This window comes from Roseateles sp. L2-2 (assembly GCF_050613215.1).
GTDB lineage: Bacteria > Pseudomonadota > Gammaproteobacteria > Burkholderiales > Burkholderiaceae_C > Roseateles > Roseateles noduli.
In genome coordinates, this window is sequence record NZ_CP192509.1 from 5035201 (window position 1) to 5053273 (window position 18073).

At 68.4% G+C, this 18073-nt stretch carries 15 protein-coding genes; 6 read left to right on the plus strand and 9 right to left on the minus strand.

Annotation, left to right across the window (positions count from 1 at the left end; translation table 11 throughout):
• The first annotated feature begins 59 nt into the window (after window positions 1-59).
• The 5 genes from ACQZ13_RS22515 to ACQZ13_RS22535 all read left to right on the plus strand — a co-directional run bounded on the left by ACQZ13_RS22515 (window position 60) and on the right by ACQZ13_RS22535 (window position 5778).
• Complete coding sequence (locus tag ACQZ13_RS22515; RefSeq protein WP_431048166.1) at window positions 60-1838, plus strand: FAD-dependent oxidoreductase; 1779 nt, start codon at window positions 60-62, stop codon at window positions 1836-1838.
• The gene (locus ACQZ13_RS22520; RefSeq protein ID WP_431048167.1) at window positions 1829-2092 is read left to right on the plus strand and encodes a DUF2783 domain-containing protein; all 264 of its coding nucleotides are present in this window, start codon (window positions 1829-1831) and stop codon (window positions 2090-2092) included. Before ACQZ13_RS22515 ends, ACQZ13_RS22520 begins: the two co-directional genes overlap by 10 nt.
• Complete coding sequence (hmgA, locus tag ACQZ13_RS22525; RefSeq protein WP_431048168.1) at window positions 2089-3453, plus strand: homogentisate 1,2-dioxygenase; 1365 nt, start codon at window positions 2089-2091, stop codon at window positions 3451-3453. Before ACQZ13_RS22520 ends, hmgA begins: the two co-directional genes overlap by 4 nt.
• Window positions 3454-3508: 55 nt before the next feature.
• A complete protein-coding gene (gene fahA, locus ACQZ13_RS22530) occupies window positions 3509-4831 on the plus strand; it encodes a fumarylacetoacetase (protein WP_431048169.1) in 1323 nt (440 codons plus the stop codon).
• 188 nt (window positions 4832-5019) lie between these two features.
• Window positions 5020-5778 carry a DUF481 domain-containing protein gene (locus ACQZ13_RS22535; RefSeq protein WP_431048170.1) on the plus strand — a complete coding sequence of 253 codons (759 nt, stop codon included), beginning with the start codon at window positions 5020-5022 and terminating at the stop codon, window positions 5776-5778.
• Window positions 5779-5848: 70 nt separating this feature from the next.
• On the opposite strand, the gene ACQZ13_RS22540 is transcribed toward ACQZ13_RS22535, so the two are convergent.
• A complete protein-coding gene (locus tag ACQZ13_RS22540) occupies window positions 5849-7915 on the minus strand; it encodes a DUF6600 domain-containing protein (protein ID WP_431048171.1) in 2067 nt (688 codons plus the stop codon).
• A 210-nt stretch (window positions 7916-8125) separates the two neighbouring features.
• On the minus strand, window positions 8126-8662 hold the full coding sequence (gene def, locus ACQZ13_RS22545) for a peptide deformylase (protein WP_431048172.1): 537 nt from the start codon (window positions 8660-8662) through the stop codon (window positions 8126-8128).
• A 55-nt stretch (window positions 8663-8717) separates the two neighbouring features.
• Between def and ACQZ13_RS22550 the strand changes: the two genes are divergently transcribed.
• Window positions 8718-9731, plus strand: a complete 1014-nt coding sequence (locus ACQZ13_RS22550; protein WP_431048173.1) for an MBL fold metallo-hydrolase — start codon at window positions 8718-8720, stop codon at window positions 9729-9731.
• A gap of 378 nt (window positions 9732-10109) precedes the next feature.
• Here the strand turns inward: ACQZ13_RS22550 and ntrC are convergent, their stop codons facing one another.
• The 7 genes from ntrC to ACQZ13_RS22585 form a co-directional block, all read right to left on the minus strand.
• The gene (ntrC, locus tag ACQZ13_RS22555) at window positions 10110-11606 is read right to left on the minus strand and encodes a nitrogen regulation protein NR(I) (protein WP_088408992.1); all 1497 of its coding nucleotides are present in this window, start codon (window positions 11604-11606) and stop codon (window positions 10110-10112) included.
• A gap of 42 nt (window positions 11607-11648) precedes the next feature.
• Window positions 11649-12764, minus strand: a complete 1116-nt coding sequence (glnL, locus tag ACQZ13_RS22560) for a nitrogen regulation protein NR(II) (protein WP_431048174.1) — start codon at window positions 12762-12764, stop codon at window positions 11649-11651.
• A gap of 69 nt (window positions 12765-12833) precedes the next feature.
• On the minus strand, window positions 12834-13376 hold the full coding sequence (locus tag ACQZ13_RS22565; protein ID WP_431048175.1) for a hypothetical protein: 543 nt from the start codon (window positions 13374-13376) through the stop codon (window positions 12834-12836).
• A gap of 228 nt (window positions 13377-13604) precedes the next feature.
• The gene (gene glnA, locus ACQZ13_RS22570; protein ID WP_088408990.1) at window positions 13605-15023 is read right to left on the minus strand and encodes a type I glutamate--ammonia ligase; all 1419 of its coding nucleotides are present in this window, start codon (window positions 15021-15023) and stop codon (window positions 13605-13607) included.
• Between the two features lie 242 nt (window positions 15024-15265).
• Window positions 15266-16060 (minus strand): competence/damage-inducible protein A, encoded by a 795-nt coding sequence (locus ACQZ13_RS22575; RefSeq protein WP_431048176.1) that lies wholly within the window; start codon window positions 16058-16060, stop codon window positions 15266-15268.
• Entirely contained in the window at window positions 16057-16983 is a 927-nt protein-coding gene (locus ACQZ13_RS22580; RefSeq protein ID WP_431053348.1) for an EI24 domain-containing protein, read from the minus strand. Before ACQZ13_RS22580 ends, ACQZ13_RS22575 begins: the two co-directional genes overlap by 4 nt.
• 11 nt (window positions 16984-16994) lie before the next feature.
• Window positions 16995-18047, minus strand: coding sequence for a sterol desaturase family protein (locus ACQZ13_RS22585; RefSeq protein WP_431048177.1), 1053 nt, complete (start codon window positions 18045-18047; stop codon window positions 16995-16997).
• Window positions 18048-18073: the final 26 nt, after the last annotated feature.

Genomic DNA, 18073 nt, shown 5'->3' on the forward strand with positions numbered 1-18073 from the left:
CCCTCACCCCTGCCCTCTCCCGCAAGCGGGAGAGGGAGCCTGATTGGCTGACTGCAGCGATGGAGAACGCCGTGCATGCCACCTCGACCGCGCCGTCCGATGTCGACTATCAGCGCGTCGTCTATCCCTATCGCCGCAGCGCGGACCAGGACGCGCATGAGCGCGGCCAGCCCGCGCGCCATCCCGTCGTCGTCGTCGGTGCGGGGCCGGTCGGGCTGACGGCAGCGATCGATCTCGCGCTGCAGGGCGTGCCCGTCGTGCTGCTCAACAACGACGGGAGGCTCTCCGTCGGCTCGCGCGCGTTGTGCTTCGCGAAGCGGACGCTGGAGATCCTCGACCGCCTCGGCTGCGGTCAGCGGCTCGTCGACAAGGGCGTGTCTTGGAACGTGGGGCGCGTGTTCTTCCGCAATGAGCAGGTCTACCAGTTCAACCTGCTCGCCGAGGACGGCCACCAGCGTCCGGCCTTCGTCAACCTGCAGCAGTACTACGTCGAGGGTTTCCTCGTCGAGCGAGCGCTCGAACTCCCGTTGGTCGATCTGCGCTGGCATCACGGCGTGACCGGTCTGGTGCAGCACGACGACCATGTCGACTTGGAGATCGAGACGCCCGATGGCCCGTACACGCTGCTGGCCGATCACGTCGTCGCGTGCGACGGTTCGCGCTCGACCTTGCGCAAGCTGATCGGCGAGGAGAGCCACGGTCGGACCTTCAAGGATCGCTTCCTCATCGCCGACGTGCGCATGAACGCGCCCTTCCCCGCCGAGCGCTGGTTCTGGTTCGATCCGCCGTTCCATCCGGGGCAGAGCGTGCTGCTGCATCGGCAGCCTGACGGCGTGTGGCGCATCGATTTCCAGCTCGGCTGGGAGGCCGATCCCGAGTTGGAGAAGCAGCCCGAACGCATCCTGCCGCGCGTGCGCACGCTGATGCGCGAGGCCTCGATCGCCGCGGGCGGCGACGGCGCGGTCCCGCAGATCGAGCTCGTGTGGGCCAGCGTCTACACCTTCGCCTGCATGCGCATGGATCGTTTCCGGCATGGGCGCATCGTCTTTGCGGGCGACGCGGCGCATGGCGTCTCGCCCTTCGGCGCGCGCGGGGCCAACTCGGGCATCCAGGATGCCGACAACCTCGCGTGGAAGCTGGCGGCGGTCGTGCACGGGCGAGCGCCGGATGCGCTGCTCGACACCTATGCGCGTGAGCGCGAGATTGCTGCGGACGAGAACATCTTGAACTCGACGCGTTCCACCGACTTCATCACGCCCAAGAGCGAAGTCAGCAGGATGTTCCGCGATGCCACGTTGACGCTCGCCAAGGATTTCGACTTCGCGCGCCGGCTGGTCAACAGCGGACGGCTCTCCGTGCCGACGGTGCAGTACGGCATGCCTGCGGCGGACGCGCCGATCCGCGTCAGCGCCGGCGCCGGCGCCGGCGACGGCATCGGCGATGACTGGCTCCTGCGCCAGATGCAGCCGGGGCGTTTCACCTTGATGGTGTTCGACGAGGCTGGCGAAGGAAGTCGGCGTCAGCGAGTGCCGGTGGGGCCGGAATGGGGCTTGGGGGTCCAGGAGGGATCCCCCATGCCCCGTGGAGAGCCCGCGCTTGGCGACGCGGAGTCTGGGATCGACGTCCTGCTCCGACTCCACATCGACGATGCGTTCGACGCACGCGGGCTCGTGCGGCAGCGTTATGGCGCCACCCCGGGCTCCGTGGTGTTGCTTCGACCTGATCAGCATGTCTGCGCGCGTTGGCGCACGATGCCGACTGGGGATGCGATCCAGGCGGCGATGCGCCAAGCGCTCGGCCATGGGGCAGCTCTGGAGGAGCCCGCCGCATGCCTCTGATCACCTCGCCCAACCTCGACGCTGGCGACGACTTCTACGAAGCGCTGCTGAGCGCGCATCATGGTCTCGACGTCGACGCGAGCCATGCCTTCAACGCGCGGCTGATCCTGCTGCTCGCGAATCACATCGGCCGTCAGGACGTGCTGCTTGAAGCGCTGGCCGCCGCGGCTCGCGCCAATCCAGTTTCTGCGGTTTCCCCAGTTTCCATCGATGCCCCGACCACGGGCGACGCTTCCCCACGAGGACAAGCATGAACGCACCAGAGACCCTTCGTTCCTCCGAGGCGCCCGGCACGACGCCGGATGCGCTGAGCTACCAGAGCGGCTTCGGCAATCAATTCGAGACCGAGTCCGTCTCCGGCGCGCTGCCGAAGGGCCGCAACAGCCCGCAGCGCGCGCCGATGGATCTGTATCCGGAGTTGCTCTCGGGCAGCGCCTTCACCGCGCCGCGCGTCGAGAACCGCCGCACCTGGCTGTATCGCCGGCAGCCGTCGGTGGTGACAGGTGCGTTCCATGCGTATGAGCAGCCGTTCTGGACGAGCGGCGCCGCGGGCGGTGTTGCCGCTCCGCCGGATCCGTTGCGCTGGCATCCGTTCCCGATGCCTGATGCCCAGGCGGATGCACCGGGCGTCGACTTCGTCGACAGCATCAAGACCATCGTCAGCAACGGCGACCCCGACGCGCAGGTCGGCATGGCCTCGCTGATCTACGCCTTCAATCGGCCAATGACCCGCCGCGCGCTGATGAACGCCGACGGCGAGATGCTGATCGTTCCTCAGGAAGGCGGACTGCGCCTCACGACCGAGATGGGCCTGCTCGACGTCGTGCCCGGCGAGATCGCGCTGATCCCGCGCGGGGTGACCTTCCGCGTCGACGCGCTGGGCGGCCCGCAGGGCAGCGCCCGTGGCTACATCTGCGAGAACTACGGCGCCGCCTTCCGCCTGCCGGAGCTCGGTCCCATCGGCTCCAACGGCCTGGCGAATCCGCGCGATTTCCTCGCCCCCGTCGCCGCGCACGAGCCCGACGGCGCACCCTACGAAGTCATCCGCAAGACCGGCGGCGCGCTGTGGCGCAACGCCCAGGCGGTGACGCCGTTCAACGTCGTCGCGTGGCACGGCAACCTCACGCCGCTGAAGTACGACACCAAGGACTTCATGACGATCGGCTCGATCAGTTTCGACCATCCCGATCCGTCGATCTTCACCGTGCTGACTTCGCCGAGCGACACGCCCGGGACGGCCAACTGCGACTTCGTGATTTTTCCGCCGCGCTGGCTGGTGCAGGAGGACACTTTCCGTCCACCCTGGTACCACCGCAACGTGATGAGCGAATTCATGGGCCTGATCTACGGCCAGTACGATGCCAAGCCTGAGGGCTTCCGGCCCGGCGGCGCGAGCCTGCACAACTGCCTCGTGCCGCACGGCCCCGATGCCGACGCCTTCGAGGCCGCCAGCACGCGGACGCTGGCGCCGCAGAAGCTGGACCACACGCTGGCCTTCATGTTCGAGAGCCGCTGGCGCTTCCGGCCGTCGGACTGGGCGCTCAACGGCGGCGCGCTCGACAGCCACTATGCGGCCTGCTGGGGCGGCCTCAAGGACAAGTTCAAACCCGCATGACGACGAGGCGCTCCGTAGCGACGCCTCCTCTCAACAGAATTCGAAAGGCTTTCCCATGACCGACATCGACCACACCCACGATCCCGCGCTGCGCAGCTGGATCTCCTCCGCCAACACGACCGATACCGACTTCCCGATCCAGAACCTGCCGCTGGGCATGTTCCGCATGGCCGGCGCGACCGGCTCATTCCGGCCCGGCACGGCCGTCGGCGACCAGGTGCTGGACCTGATCGCCGCCGCCGATCTGGGCGCGCTGTCCGACGGCCTCGGCGCGGTGCTGCGCACCTGTGAGGGCCTCGGACTGAATCCGTTGATGGCAATGGGCCCGGACCTGCGTCGGCAACTGCGTCATGAGCTCGTCGCCGCGTTGAATGCGGACGCGGGATCGGCGACTTCTGAGCAGCTCGCTCCGGCGCTCAAGGCGATGACCGATGTCGAGATGACGCTGCCTTGCCGCATCGGCGACTACACCGACTTCTACGCCGGCATCCATCATGCGACGACGGTGGGCAAGCTGTTCCGTCCGGACAACCCGCTGCTGCCCAACTACAAGTGGGTGCCCATCGGGTACCACGGGCGCGTGTCGTCGATCGGCGTCAGCGGGCAGACCTTCCGCCGCCCCGTCGGCCAGACCAAGGCCCCGGATGCCGAGGTGCCGAGCGTCGGCCCGATCAAGCGGCTCGACTACGAGCTGGAAGTCGGCGCGCTCGTCGGCACCGGCAATGAGCAGGGCCATCCGATCGCGATCGGCGATGCGGAGCAGCACCTGTTCGGCCTCGTGCTGCTGAACGACTGGTCCGCGCGCGACATCCAGGCCTGGGAGTACCAGCCGCTGGGCCCGTTCCTGTCGAAGAGCTTCGCGACGACGCTGTCGCCGTGGGTGATCACGATGGAAGCGCTGGCGCCGTTCCGCCGCGCGTTCGCGCGGCCTGAGGGCGATCCTCAGCCGCTGCCGTATCTCGACGGCGCGGCCAATCGCGATCGCGGCGCGATCTCCATCCGGTTGGAAGTCCATCTGCAGACGCGCGCGATGCGCGATGCCGGCGACGCGCCGGCCAAGCTGATGGCCTCGGACTTCGCGGACGCCTACTGGACCGTCGCGCAGATGCTCACGCACCATGCGAGCAACGGCTGCAACCTGCAGCCAGGCGACCTGTTCGGGTCGGGCACGATGTCGGGACCGGAAGCGGGTCAGGGCGGCTCGCTGCTGGAACTGACGAACGGCGGCAAGCAGGCCATCACCCTGCCCAACGGCGAGCAGCGCACCTTCCTTCAGGACGGCGACAGCGTCGCGCTGGTGGGTCGCTGCGAGGCGGCGGGACGTCGTGCGATCGGCTTCGGACCGTGCGTGGGCACGGTCGTGCCCACAGTCGCCTGATCCGCCGGATCAGGCGCGTCACACACCGACACACCGTCAAGCGCCCGCTCTCACCCCGTCATGCCGGCGGGTTGTCAGCGGAAGCCGACGGATGACGTCGGATTGCATCCCGTCCGTGCGCATTGCAGACGCACGGGATCGGAGGTTGCCGAAGCTCCCGCATGTTCTCTCTCCCCAAAGGAATCGACATGCCGCCGACGCGCCTCCTTGCCGCCGCCTGCCTCGCTGCCACGCCCCTGCTTTCCTTCGCCCAGGTCACCGTCAAGGACGACGGCGAATGGCGGGCGCTGTTCACCGCGGGCGCCAGCGTCTCGTCGGGCAACAGCGACTCGACCACCGTCAACCTCAGCGGCGAAGTCGTCAAGGCCACCAAGACCGACAAGTTCACCGCGAACGCCCGCGCGCTCTACCTGAAGAACGACGACTCGGAATCCGAGCAGCGCTACGCCTTCGGCACCCACTACCAGCGCGACGTCACCGACCGCGTGTTCGGCTTCGGGCAGTTCGACGCGCTCAAGGACGAGCCCGCCAACCTGTCCTCGCGCTACTCCGTCGGCGCCGGCGGCGGTTATCACGTCATCAAGCAGGACAACGTCACCTGGGACGTGTCCACCGGTCTGGGCTTCACCCAGGAACGCTACGTGGAGCCGGCCCTGCAGGACGGCGTGCTGCGCAGCAAGTACAGCAACCTCGAACTGCTGTTCGCCGAAGAGTCCAATCACAAGATCTCGGACAACACGACGCTCAAGCAACGCCTGGCCTACCTGCCCGACCTGCGCAACAGCGGCGAGTACCGCGCCACCTTCGACGGCGGCATCTCGGTCGCGATGACCAAGCGCTTCAGCCTCACCGCCACTGTCCAGCATCGCTACGACAGCAACCCCGGCGACGGCCTGAAGAAGAACGACACGCTGTTCATCACCGGCGTGTCCTACAGGATCGATTGATCGATTGATCGATTGACCGGTTGATCGCAGGCCGGAAACGAATCGAGGGGCTCTCGCCCCTCGTTGTCGTTCAGCGCTCCATCTGACGGCCGGGGCCGTCGTTGCGGCGCGGCGGTTCCACCGCCCGCGGCGGCTCGGCCGCGCGAGGCGGCTCGGCGCGCGGTGCAGGGCGCGGCGCCTCGACGCGCGGCTGCGGCATCGGACGCGGCGCTTCCACGCGCGGCTGTTCCACGCGCGGCTGTTCCACACGAGGCTGCTCCACGCGCGGTTGTTCAGCCCGAGGTTGTTGCGGGCGCTCGAAGCGCGGCTGCTCTGTGCGCGGCTGCTCGAAGTTCGGCCGTTCAACGCGGGGTTGCTCGACACGCGGCTGCTCGACGCGCGGTTGCTCCACGCGATCAGGCCCGCGGTGGCGCCACTCGTTGCGATCGCCCTCGCGGCGGTCCGACGGACGTTGCACCTCCGGGCCGCGCTGCGGCACCACCGGCTGCGTCGACGGCGCCGGCGAGGTCTGCTGCGGTTGCGGCACCTGCGGTCGCACGGTGGCGATGTCAGGCTCCGGGCGGATCACGCCGCGGACCGGACGGCTCTCGCCGGGTCGTGCTTCGCCGGGGGCATCCGGACGGCCGTCGCCGTTGCGGTCGAGGAAGGGACGACCTTCATTCCGGCCGTCGTTGCGCCCATCGTTGCGGCCATCGTTCCGTCCGCCATTGCGTCCGTCGTTGGGGCCGTCAGGTCGACCGTCGTGGTTGCGATCGACGAACGGGCGACCCGCATCCGGGCGTCCGTCCGGGCGTCCATCGGGACGGCCTTCCGTCTGCCCGATCGGGCGCGGCGGCCACGAGCGCTGCGGCTGCAGCGCGGTCGCCGGCAGCGGCGCCGACACCGGCTTCTGCGTGTACAGCGCGCCGTGATCGCGTTCGTTCCGGTAGCTCGGCGGGCGCTGCCCGGGTCGCACCACCGTCACCGGATTCACATCCGGATTCACGCGGCGGTGATAGGCCTGGCTGTAGCGGAAGCCGGGCGTCCAGGCTTCGCGCGGCGCCAGCGGCACCCAGCTGCCGTAGCGCGGCGGCGGCGGACGACGGCCGCCGTTCACGACGACGCCGATCGAGATCCCCGGCCCCACGCCGCCGACCAGCGCCGGCGCGTACGCCGGACGGCGCACATACGCCCCCGGCACCCAGCACCAGCGGTCGCGGTAGTAGGCCCAGCGGCCGTAATGGAACGGCGCGAAGCCCCAGGGCATGTCGTCCACCCAGGTGTAGCCCCAGCGGGCGCTCCACATCCAGCGGCCATAGCGGTACGGCGCCCAGTCGGCGACCACCACCTGCGGGATCCACACGGCACCGTATTCCGAGCTCTGTTCCCAGGCGCCGTAACGCGCCAGATCTTCAGCGCCGGTCATCTCGGGCGACACGTACGGCACGCTTGTGCCGCTGCCGACCAGCGGCTGCACCGCGTCGCGGCTGTCTTCCAGGATCAGGCGGGCGAAGCCGTCCTGCTGCAGCGACTGGCGTTCGGTGCGCGGGCCGTTCTCCCACCAGAACTCGGCCTGCTCATTGGTGCCCAGCCAGACCGGCTGCGCGTCCGTCGCCCGCGAGTCGAAGCGCAGCTTGCCCTGCCAGGCCTGCGCCTCGCTGCCGCGGTCCAGCTGCGTCATGCGGTACAGGCCTTCGCGCTCGAAGCCGAAACGGCCTTCCAGCGTGCGCACCGTCCATTCGTCGGCGGCTTCCTGGCCGCGCAGCCGCAGCCCGACCGCGCCCTTCACGATCTGCACGGCGATGCGGTTGTCCGCCAGCGCGTTGAATTCGATCTCGCTGCGCTGGTCGATCCACAGCGTCGAGGAGCCGATGGTGATCGTCGCGCCGCTGCCGTCGTCGGCGCGCAGGCGGTCGCCTTCGCCGACGCTCTGGTTGCGGTGCATCTGCACCCATTCGCGCTCATCGGCGTCGTACAGCCAGACAGAACCGGCGAGCTCGGCCAGCCGCCCCGCGCGCGCGGGCGCATCGGCGTGCGCCGGGCCGTGGGCCAGCAGCGCCACCAGCGCGATGAGCACCAGGGAGGTCGCCATCCACCAGCGGGACAGCGACCCGCGCCCCGGCGCCGGGTCCAACGAAAGCGTCTTCGAACGGGTCATCGAGTCAGTCATGGCCTTTTGCCTCCACCGGCATCCGGAGGAATGCGGGACGCGGAGTTCCGCGATCGTTTCTTAACGCCTCAGCGACGTCTTGGTGCACGCCTGCTTACAACTTGACGCCCTGTTGCGCGGAGGTCAAGCGGACGCCGTATGGGGATCGGCATTCCCCTCCCAAACACCTGGCACCTGGCGCGCCCGGATCAGCACGCGTCAATCGTCTGTGTTCGGGTCCAGGCCCGGGAACAGGATCTCTGTGAAGCCGAAGCGGCTGAAGTCCTTGATCCGCATCGGATACAGCGTGCCGACCAGGTGGTCGCACTCGTGCTGGACGACGCGGGCGTGGAAGCCTTCGGCCTCGCGGTCGATCAGCGCGCCGAAGGCATCGAAACCGCGATAGCGGATGCGGCTCAGCCGCGGCACGACGCCGCGCAGTCCCGGTACCGACAGACAGCCTTCCCAGCCCTCTTCCGTCTCGTCGGAGAGCGATTCGATGGTCGGGTTGATCAGCACCGTCATCGGCACCGGCGGCGCCTCCGGGTAGCGCTCGTTGCGCTGGAAACCGAAGACGACGACCTGCAGGTCCACGCCGATCTGCGGCGCGGCCAGGCCGGCGCCGTTGGCGGCCTTCATGGTGTCGAACATGTCTTCGAGCAGCTGCTTCAGCTCGGGCGTGTCGAAGTCTTCCACCGGCTTGGCGTGGCGCAGCAGGCGCGGATCGCCCATCTTCAGGATTTCTCGAACGGCCATGTCAGGGTCCTTGTAATCTAAACACCATTCTAAGAACCCGACCCGGAGACCGCCCGTGAGCGCCACCACCGCCCTGCCCTCGGCCCCGGCATCGCTGCCGTCGTATCTGGAACCGCTGGTCCCCGGCGTCTACGCCATCGACACGGCGTTCCAGCGCGATCATTTCGATGCGTGCTACCTGATCGTCGACAGCGGGCGCGCGGCCTTCATCGACACCGGCACGCGGCTGGCGCTGCCGCGGCTGCTTGGCGCGCTGGAGGCGCTCGGCGTGCCGCGCGACGCGGTGGACTGGGTGATCCCGACGCACGTGCACCTGGACCATGCCGGCGGCGTCGGCCCGCTGATGGCGGAACTGCCCTCGGCGACGATGCTGGTGCATCCGCGCGGACTGCGGCACATGGTCGATCCGTCGGCGCTGTGGGCCGGTGCGCTCGCGGTGTACGGCGAGGCGGAGATGCGTCGCTCCTACGGCGAGTTGATGGGCGTGCCGGAGTCGCGCGCGCAGGTGAGCAGCGACGAGCAGCGCGTCACCGTCGGCAGTCGCACGCTGCGCCTGATCGACACGCCGGGGCATGCGCGCCATCACCACTGCGTGTGGGACGAGGCGAGCGCGGGCTGGTTTACCGGCGATACCTTCGGACTGTCATACCGGGAGTTCGACGATCCCGAGCGCGGCGCGTGGATCATGCCGACGAGCACGCCGGTGCAGTTCGAGCCGGACGCGCTGCGCGCCTCCATCGCACGGATGATGGCGACGCATCCGTCGTGCATGTACCTGACGCACTACAGCGTCGTGGGTCGTGACGAGGCGGACGTCGAGCGCCTCGCGGGTCTGCTGGTGGCGCAGATCGACGAGATGGAAGCGATCGCGCTGCGGCTGAAGGACGCGCCGGATCGGCACGTCGCGCTCAAGCGCGAGCTGCTCGCGCTGTACCAGCGCCGCGCGATCGAACACTGCGGCGAGCGCATGCCGCCGACACGCGTGGCGGCATTGCTCGCGATGGATGTGGAACTCAATGCGCAGGGGCTGGGGGTGTGGCTCGACAAGAAGGGCCGTTCCGCCCCTTGATGCTGAGCCGCATTCCTGTGTGAGATCGCTGGCACTCACCCCCGCTCGCTCCCGCGACCGGGAGCAAGAGGCCACATGACTGCCCAGACCCCGCGCGCTGCGCGCGCCCCTCACCCCTGCCCTCTCCCGCAAGCGGGAGAGGGAGCAAGACGGGTGGCGCCATCGGGGGGCAGCTCGGTGCATTCTCGCTCCCTCTCCCGCTTGCGGGAGAGGGTGGGGGTGAGGGCCAGCGGCGGTGGCAGTACTGAAGCCATTGCGTGGCCAAGCCCGCTTGCTGGCGAAGGCCCGAGAGCCGCTCTGCGCTGCGGACGCTCAAAGAAAACGGCGGCCGTCAGGCCGCCGTTCCACACTCATCGTTGCGCGTGAGCGCAACGACACTCAGGCGTCGAGATTCAGTTCCTGAATCTTGCGCGTGATCGTGTTGCGCCCGATGCCCAGCTTCTGCGCGGCTTCGATGCGGCGGCCGCGCGTGAGGTCCAGCGCGGTCAGGATCAGGCTGGCCTCGAAGCGGCGCGTCAGCACATCCCACACGTTGGGCTCGCCGGCCGCGAGCAGGCGTCTGGCCTCGCGCGCCATCTCCGCCACCCACGCATCCGGCGACGGCGGAATCGCCACCGCAGGCAGCGGCATGGACGTCGCCGCAGCCGAACTCGTCAGCCCGCTCGCCAGCGGCATCACGTCCGACGACATCGTCGCGGAGATCGCCGATCCAGGCGCACCCGGCGTCGCGAGCAGCTCCTGCGGCAGGTCCTTGGCCTCGACCACCAAGCTGGGCGCCATCACGCTCAGCCAATGGCAGATGTTCTCCAGCTGCCGCACGTTGCCCGGGAAATCGAAGTTCACCAAACGCTGCAATGCCGCTTCCGCCAGGCGCTTGGGCTCGACGCCCAGTTCGCCCGCGCTGCGCTGGAGGAAGTAGCGCGCCAACAGCGGCACGTCCTCGCGGCGCTCGCGCAGCGGCGGCAATCTCAGGCGGATCACGTTCAGCCGGTGGAACAGGTCCTCGCGGAAGCGCCCTTCCTTGACCAGCGTCTCCAGGTTCTGATGCGTCGCCGCGACCACGCGCACGTTCGCCTTCTGCGGGCTGTGTCCGCCGACACGATAGAACTGGCCGTCCGACAGCACGCGCAGCAGCCGCGTCTGCAGGTCCAGCGGCATGTCGCCGATCTCGTCCAGGAACAGCGTGCCGCCCTCGGCCTGCTCGAAGCGGCCGCGCCGCGTCGCCTGCGCGCCGGTGAAGGCGCCGCGCTCGTGGCCGAAGAGTTCCGACTCCAGCAGGTCCTTCGGGATCGCCGCCGTGTTGATCGCGACGAACGGTCCTTCCGCACGCGGGCTGTGCTTGTGCAGCGCGCGCGCCACCAGCTCCTTGCCCGAGCCCGACTCGCCGGTGATCAGCACCGTCACGTGGCTCTGGCTCAAGCGGCCGATCGCGCGGAACACGTCCTGCATCGCCGGCGCCTGGCCCAGCATCTCGGGCATCTGCACCGTCTCGGCGGCGCCGACGGCCTCGCGCTGGCTCTCCTCCTGCGCGCGCCGGATCAGCTCCACCGCGCGCGGCAGGTCGAAGGGCTTGGGCAGGTATTCGAAGGCCCCGCCCTGGAACGCGCTCACCGCGCTGTCCAGGTCCGAGTACGCCGTCATGATGATCACCGGCAGCCCCGGCAGCTGCTTCTTGATCGTGCTCAGCAGCTCCAGGCCCGAGCCGCCCGGCATGCGGATGTCCGACACCAGCACCTGCGGCGTGTCCTCCTCCAGCGCGGCCAGCACCTCGCGGGTCTGGCTGAAGCTGCGCACCGGCAGCCCTTCGCGCGTCAACGCCTTCTCGAGAACAAAACGGATGGAATGGTCGTCGTCAACAATCCAGATCGACTTCATCTATGGCTCCCCTTTCCCTCGTTGTCGGCTTGTGGCCGCGGCTCAAGGCAAAGGCAGGGTGATTCGGAAATCGGTCCGACCCGGCTGGCTGTCGCAATCGATCATGCCCTGGTGCTGTTGGGCGATCGTCTGCGCCAGCGTCAGCCCGAGACCGGAGCCGCCATCCCTCCCTGATACCAGCGGAAAGAAGATGCGGTCCTTGATCTCTTCGGGCACGCCCGGGCCGTTGTCTTCGATATGCAATTCCAATGCCAAGCGCCACCGCTGCTTGCCTATCGTCACCTGCCGGGCCACGCGCGTGCGCAGCGCGATGACGGCGTCGCCCGCGTGGATGTGTTCATGCAGCGCCTGCGCCGCGTTCTGGACGATGTTGAGCACCGCCTGGATCAGCTGCTCGCGGTCGCCGCGGAAATCGGGCAGCGAGATGTCGTAGTCCCGGACCATCGTCAGCCCGCGCGGGTACTGCGCCAGCACCAGCGAGCGCACACGCTCGCAGACCTCATGGATGTTGACATCGCCCACCACCTGCGCGCGCCGGTGCGGCGCCAGCAGCCGGTCCACCAGCGACTGCAGCCGGTCGGCCTCGTGGATGATGACCTCGGTGTATTCCTCGAGCTCCGGCCACAGGTCGGTGGGCTGCAGCTCCAGCGCCAGCAGCTGCGCCGCGCCGCGGATGCCGCCCAGGGGGTTCTTGATTTCGTGTGCGAGGTTGCGCGTCAGTTCCTTGGTCGCGTGGACCTGGTCGAGGTTGCGCTCCTCGCGGTCCTGGCGCGTCTGCTGCGCGTTCTCGATCAGCTCGATCACCAGCCGCTGCGGATCGTCGGTCTGGCTGACGATCACGTGCACCGGCAGCAGATCGTCATGCGTGCGCGGACCGCGGCGGATGATCGCGTCGAAGCGCGAACTGGAGAACGCGTTGCGGCTCACCTCTTCGAGCGCCTCGACCACTCGGCCGGTGTCGACGAACCATTCGAGCAGGTTGCTGCCCTGGACCGCGCGGCGCGGCAGGTTGAACAGCGTCTCGACGGCGGTGTTGGCGAACTCGCAGGTGCCGTCGGCCTGGACCACGGCGACCAGGGTCGCGAGCAGGTCGAAGCAGGCGTACTGCGCGTTGTAGGCGTCGTGCGTGGGGTGTGAAACGGGGGCGGGCGTCTTCATGCGGTGTCGCTCGTGTCGCCATCGTCGCGCGACACCCCGACCCCTGCGGCCAGACCCGCCGTCCCTCGATCAGAGGTTGGGCGGCGGCAGCTTGGCGAGCTCGCGCTTGATGGCCTGGACGTCGGCCTCCTGGCGCGTGACCGAAGCCTTGAGCTCGGTCGTGCGGTCCAGGTACTTCTGGTAGTTGCGTTCGTCGCCGCGGCGCTCGGGCTGGCCGCCGTTGTATTCCGCCTGGACCTTGGCGAGCTTGCCTTCCGCGTCGCGCAGCTCCTGCTCCAGGATGCGGCGGCGGTCGTCGTCGCGCACGCGCTGGTCCTTGCCGTCGACCTTGAGGTCACCCTGCCCTCCCGAACCGGAGGTGGGCGCCGGCGTCGTCACCGGGCGCGGCTTGCTGGGCGCGATCACGGAGATCGGCGTGCCCTCGATGCTGCGACAGCCCTTGTCGGCGGCTTCCTTGGCCGAGATGGCGTCGGTGTACAGCACCGGCGGGCCGGGGCAGCGATACACCACGCCCTGCGCCGACGCCTGCCCGGCCGCCATGCCCATCATGGCGGTCAGCATCGTCGCCAACCAAGTACGTCCCACCCGCGTGTGCTGCAGCGTCATCTGCATTCCCTGCTTCTAACTGACCAGAGTCGTCGGGCATTGTGACGCAATCAGTCACCCCTGGGCGAGAGCGGGCACTCACGCGCTGTTGCCAGGTGTTCGCATGTGGGAGGTCCGAGACGCCGGGCCACGTACGCCAAAAGAAAAGGGACGGCCGAAGCCGTCCCTGTGCGGTGCGACGAACGTGCGGAGCGGGCCGTGCCGAAGCGGTCATGGCGCTCTCCGCGCGGACGATCACAGCGAGTAGTACATGTCGAACTCGACCGGGTGGGTGGTCATGCGGAAGCGCTGGACTTCCTGCATCTTCAGTTCGATGTAGGCATCGATGAAGCTGTCGGTGAACACGCCGCCCTTGGTCAGGAACGCGCGGTCCTTGTCCAGATACTCCAGCGCCTGGTCCAGCGAGTGGCAGACGGTCGGGATCTTCGCGTCTTCTTCCGGCGGCAGGTGGTACAGGTCCTTCGTGGCGGCTTCGCCCGGATGGATCTTGTTTTCCACGCCGTCCAGACCGGCCATCAGCAGCGCGGCGAAGGCCAGGTACGGGTTGGCCGAGGGATCCGGGAAACGCGCCTCGATGCGGCGGCCCTTGGGGTTGGCCACGTACGGGATGCGGATCGAGGCCGAGCGGTTCTTGGCCGAGTAGGCCAGCTTCACCGGCGCTTCGAAGCCGGGCACCAGACGCTTGTACGAGTTGGTACCCGGGTTGGTGATGGCGTTCAGCGCGCGGGCGTGCTTGATGATGCCGCCGATGTAGTACAGCGCGAAGTCGCTCAGGCCGGCGTAGCCGTCACCGGCGAACAGGTTCTTGCCGTCCTTCCAGACCGACTGGTGCACGTGCATGCCCGAGCCGTTGTCGCCGACGATGGGCTTCGGCATGAACGTGGCGGTCTTGCCGTAGGCGTGCGCGACGTTCTGGATGATGTACTTCTGCAGCTGCAGCCAGTCGGCGCGCTGGACCAGCGAGCTGAACTTGGTGCCGATCTCCATCTGGCCGGCGTTCGCGACCTCGTGGTGGTGGACTTCGACGGGGATGCCCATCTGTTCCAGGATCAGGCACATCTCCGAGCGCATGTCCTGGCCGCTGTCGACCGGGGGCACCGGGAAGTAGCCGCCCTTGACGGTCGGACGGTAGCCGCTGTTGCCGTGCTCGTAGTCCTTGCCGGTGTTCCAGGCGGCTTCTTCCGATTCGATCTTGACGAACGAGCCGGACATGTCGACGTTCCAGCGGACGCTGTCGAAGATGAAGAACTCGGGCTCCGGACCGAAGTAGGCGGTGTCGCCCAGGCCGGAGGACTTCAGGTAGGCCTCGGCGCGACGGGCCAGCGAACGCGGGTCGCGCTCATAGGCCTTGCCGTCGGTCGGGTCGATGACGTCGCAGCTCAGGATCAGCGTCGGCTCTTCGAAGAACGGGTCGATGTTGGCCGTGTTCGGGTCCGGCATCAGCAGCATGTCGGAGGCTTCGATGCCCTTCCAGCCGGCGATCGAGGAGCCGTCGAAGGCATGGCCTTCCGAGAACTTGTCTTCGTCGAAATGGGAGACGGGCACGGTCACGTGCTGCTCCTTGCCGCGCGTGTCGGTGAAGCGGAAGTCAACGAACTTGACTTCGTGCTCCTTGACCAGGTTCATCACGTCGGCGACGGTCTTGGTGGCCATCAATCACTCCTAGAGGGGGCTGGATGAGAAAGAAAGAGTCGTGGGGCAACGGCCCAGCGGGGACGATTTAGCAGTTTGCATGCCAACAGATGGCGGCACGGTGACAGTCAGGCGCCAGAGCGGTGCATGACGCGCAAGCCCTTGATGCCCAACGCGCCAGACGGGGGCGGCGGTCGTCGATCAGAGAGGACCGCCGTCGGACCGTCCGTGACATCGTCCGGACACCTGTCCGAATCGGTGCATCATCGCACCAATTCAGTGCTGATGGAGGCACCAAACTGGACGACGCCCGCTCGCAGGGCGGCGTAGGCGGCGTCCATGGCGGCCGCGTCGCCCTTGACGCCCAGCTCGATGTGGCGCCCCCACTGCGGGTGGTCGACGCTGGGCAGCGAGAAGACCTTGATGCCGGGGAAGTCGGCCTCGACGCGTTCCATCAGCGGCGTCAGGCTGGCTTCCATCGCGCCCTGCACGATGAGCGAGCGCTCGCGCGTGCCGACCTCGCGGTGCAGGTCGGCGTGCAGGTGGTCCAGGACCCACTCGATCATCGGATGCGCCATCACCGGGAAGCCCGGGACGAAGTAGGCGCGGCCGATCGAGAAGCCGGGGATCTTGTTGTACGGGTTCGGGATGATCGCGGCCCCTTGCGGGAACACGCCCATCTCCATGCGGCGCTGCGTGTCGGGGTGGTCGCGCTCGGGCGTGGTGCCCTGCTCCGCCGCCATCTGCTGGACACGTTGCCAGATCAGCTCCGCGGCCTCGGGATGCAGTTCGAGCGGCCGGTCCAGCGCCGCCGCCGCGGCCTGCCGCGTGTGGTCGTCCGGCGTCGCGCCGATGCCGCCGCAGCTGAAGAACAGGTCGCCGCTGTCGAAGGCGGCGCGGTACTCGCGGATCAGCTGTTCGCGGTCATCGCCGAGGTACTTCGCCCAGGCGAGCGACAGACCGCGCGCGCTCAGGAACTCGATCACCTTGGACAGATGCTTGTCCTGCCGCTTCCCGGACAGGATCTCGTCGCCGATGATGAAGAGGCCGATGTTCATGCGGGATTCCTGCGGGGTTCCGGATCGTCGACGCCATCGTCGGCGTCGTTCGTGATGAGCGGCGGCACGGTCGCGTAGTTCGCCGGCAGCGCGTCCATCACCGGATCGGGCGCGCGGTCGGACACGGTGTCGGCGCGGCGCATTTCCTGCAGCGCGGCCAGCGCGTAATGCGCGAACCACAGCGAGCTGAACGCGAAGACCAGCGTGTACAGCCACACCGAGACCAGGATCAGCACCGGCGCGAAGGCGATGGTCAGCGCGCCCAGCGCCCAGATCGCGGCGGGGGCCGCGCCGAGGTAGCCCGTCGCCAGACCGAGCACGAGCAGCGGCATCCGGTGCTCGCTGATGAGACGCCGGCGCTCGGGGCCGGACGCATGTTCGGCGAGCACGTCGAAGGTGAAGACGCGGTAGCCCAGCCAGCCCCAGATCAGCGGCGGCAGGATCAGTGCCAGCGGCGGGATCAGCCAGAACGGCAGCGAGGCGATCAGCAGCACGACGCACAGCACCGTGTGGCCCAGCGACCAGCTCAGGCTGGCGACGAAGCCCGCGCCGCGCTTGCGCTCCAGGCTGGCGAAGCGTCGCTGCGCCACCAGGTCCACCATGGACGGCGTCATCAGCAGCGCCACCAGCAGCAGGCTGAGCACGACCAGCGCCGGCACGGCCATCGCCAGCACGACAATGGGCGCGAGCACGGTGCGAAAGGACGCGGCGCCCAGGCTGTCCAGCCACTTCAGCATGCCGTCGATGAGGCTCCACGACTCCATCGTCGCGCGCACGCCGGCGACCGCCGCTTCCCAGAAGAAGTAGCCCAGGCCGAAGGCCAGCGCCGCCGAGACGATCAGCGGCAGCAGCGACAGGCCGATCACCCGCGGATGCAGGCAGTACGCGGCGGCACGCCAGAACGAGTCCGCGAGGCGGCTCATCGGCTTGATCATCAGTCGTTCCCTCCGGCCGGCGCGCGGCCGGCGATGTCCATGGGCGCGCCGCCGGACGGGCTGGAGCCATCGCCGGGCGCGGCCGCGATCTTGTCACGTCCGGCGAGCCGCTTGAGACCCAGCCACTGCTGCGCCCAGAAGCCGCGTCCGTAGTCGCGGCCGCCCTCTTCGGGCAACTGGTCGCGCACGCCGGTCGGGTCCCAGCGGTCCTCGAAGTTGGCGGTGCGGAACAGCACGTCCCAGATCGGGAACATCACCGCGAAGTTGTGGCCGCCCAGGGTGCCGCGGCCGAAGTTCTCGTGGCCGATGCCGATCGAGTGGTGCAGCCGGTGGAAGCGCGGGCTCACCAGCAGCCGCTCGCCGATCAGGCCGAAGGTCAGCCGCAGGTTGGCGTGCTGCAGGTTCTCCAGCAATTGCGAGATCGCGATCAGCGCGACGAACTGTCCGGGACCGACCCCGATCAGCCGCGCCGTGATCGCCACGGCGCTGTCGATGATCAGGTCGTCGAGCAGGTGGTTGCGGCTGTCGCTCCACATCGTCATCTGGCGCTGGCTGTGGTGCAGCGAGTGCAGCGCCCACCACCAGTTCCACGAGTGCTGCGCGCGATGTAGCCAGTACATCAGCAGGTCGAAGGCGACGAGGTAGATCACGAAGCTGACCCAGGCCACGTCGGTGACGCCGGGCCACAGTGCGTCGAGCTGGAAGGTCGGGATGCCGTGCATGCGCATCTCGCCGACGGCGCCGTCGAACAGCGGCTCCAGCGAGAAGAACATGACCAGCCGGAACAGCCCCAGCCGCTGGATCAGCGTGTAGACGATGTCGATGCGGATCGCGTGGCGGTCGGTGACGGCTTCGGCCGGACGCCAGCGCTGCAGCGAACCGATCACGGCCAGCATCACGACGATCTGGATCAGGCCGACCAGCAGCCAGCCGGTCGCGTCGAACGCGTCCTCGAGCAGGTTGCCGTAGCCGAGGTTGAACACGATCGGTTGAATGACGCTCTCGAACAGCGCCTGCTGCGCCTGTCCGAACAGATCGGTGAACCAGTCCATCACGCCGTCGGTCCTCCTGGAAAGCG